This is a genomic window from Paenibacillus sp. AR247, from assembly GCF_002968895.1.
GTDB classification, from domain to species: domain Bacteria; phylum Bacillota; class Bacilli; order Paenibacillales; family Paenibacillaceae; genus Paenibacillus_AQ; species Paenibacillus_AQ favisporus.
The window spans coordinates 1-1,648 of record NZ_PCZT01000108.1; the positions used below are offsets into that span (position 1 = coordinate 1).

3 protein-coding genes are annotated in these 1,648 nt (G+C 49.1%); all 3 read left to right on the plus strand.

Annotated features, from left to right (window positions below; genetic code table 11):
* The coding region (locus tag CPT76_RS36320) for a sensor histidine kinase (protein ID WP_258169131.1) at positions 1-497 on the plus strand (497 nt) is incomplete at its 5' end.
* A 223-nt stretch (positions 498-720) separates the two neighbouring features.
* Positions 721-876, plus strand: coding sequence for a hypothetical protein (locus CPT76_RS41145; RefSeq protein ID WP_258169132.1), 156 nt, complete (start codon positions 721-723; stop codon positions 874-876).
* Positions 877-910: 34 nt separating this feature from the next.
* Positions 911-1,648 (plus strand): glycoside hydrolase family 43 protein (locus CPT76_RS36325; RefSeq protein ID WP_258169133.1); only part of this gene is annotated, 738 nt, incomplete at its 3' end.

Here is a 1,648-nt window from a genome sequence, read left to right on the forward strand (position 1 = left end):
TACGGATAAGGGAAGAGCTGGACTGTATTCAGGCTTATATGAACATTATCGCCATCCGGTATGAAAATAAATTTATTATCGAGATCGATGTTGACGAGGGACTCCTGGAGATGCAAACCCCCAAGATGATTCTCCAGCCCATTGTGGAGAATGCGGTCTATCATGGGCTTGAGCGGATGGATCAAGGGGGCCGGCTTCAAGTTACCGGGAGCATAGATGCGCATGGGGACGTGTGCTTCCAAATCACGGATACCGGGAAGGGCATGGACCCGGAGCAATTGGCTTCCCTACAGGCTAAGCTGGGCATGGCATCCCCGGAACCTGCACCAGATGGCCAACCTGTTACAAGCATCGGACTTTCCAATATCCATAACAGGCTCCGGCTATTGTTTGGAGAGGGTTACGGGATCGCCATAGATAGCCAGTTCGGCCATGGGACGACCGTGACCGTGAGGATTCCAAAGCTGTTAAACAACCGCAAACCTTCGGAAGAGTAAGGTTATGTCGATAGCCGGACACACTACAATGTAATGTTTTTCTTCAGGACACACCCCTTAATCGGGGATTGTGTCCTTTTTTTCTTCGAATTCCCGGCGATAACAATCAGACGTTGAGAGGGTTAAGTATAATCCGAAGGTCAAGACACTTTTTCTAAAACGGTTACCAAAACAATTTAAGATAGTACATTTTTTAAATTTTCTCTGAAAGTAGAATGAGGACATGGCTGAAAAAATCAATGACAGGGGGATGGATGAAGTTGAAAGCGGTTTTATGGGATGGGAAAAGATTCAGGTATTTGCTGTTTTGTCTCGCAGTGCTGCTGATGCTGCCGCAATGGAACGGAGCGGCTATGGCGGCAGAGCAAACGCCAGATAGGGCGGATTTGGCATCCCGGCAGGAGGGAAAGGATGTGTCTGATTTCTACAATGTTATCATGCAGACAGGGGCCGACCCTTGGGTTTACAAGCATACGGACGGCTACTACTACAATGTCTTTGTCAATGCCAGCGGCATCATGATCCGCAGAGCGAAGACGATTACCAGCATTGAGGCGGGCGAGAGAAGCCTAGCCTGGACACCGGTTAAAGGTACCATGTACAGTTCCGATGTTTGGGCGCCTGAAATGCACTATCTCAGAGATAACGATGGCCTATTCAAATGGTATATCTACTTCGCAGCCGACGACGGAACCAATGCAAACCATCGCATGTACGTGCTGGAGAACGCCAGTGATAATCCGATGACGGGAACCTGGGAGTTCAAAGGGAAGATTACCGATTCCACCGATCGTTGGGCAATTGACGGCACAGTGCTGACTGTAAATGAGGATCACTATTTTATTTGGTCCGGCTGGGAGGAAACCGACGGAAGCTTTCAAAATTTATATATCGCAAAGATGAGCGATCCACGGACCATCAGTTCGGAACGGGTCCTGATTTCAACGCCTGAATATGACTGGGAAACTTCCCCGGGGAGGATCAATGAAGGCCCCGAGGTCACTGTAAAAGGCGACACGATCAATCTGATCTATTCGGCCAACGGAAGCTGGACAGACAGTTACTCCCTCGGGTTGATCACGGCCAAGATTAGCGACGATTTAATGAACCCAGGCTCCTGGGAAAAGCGGGATAAGCCGATCTTTTCTAGC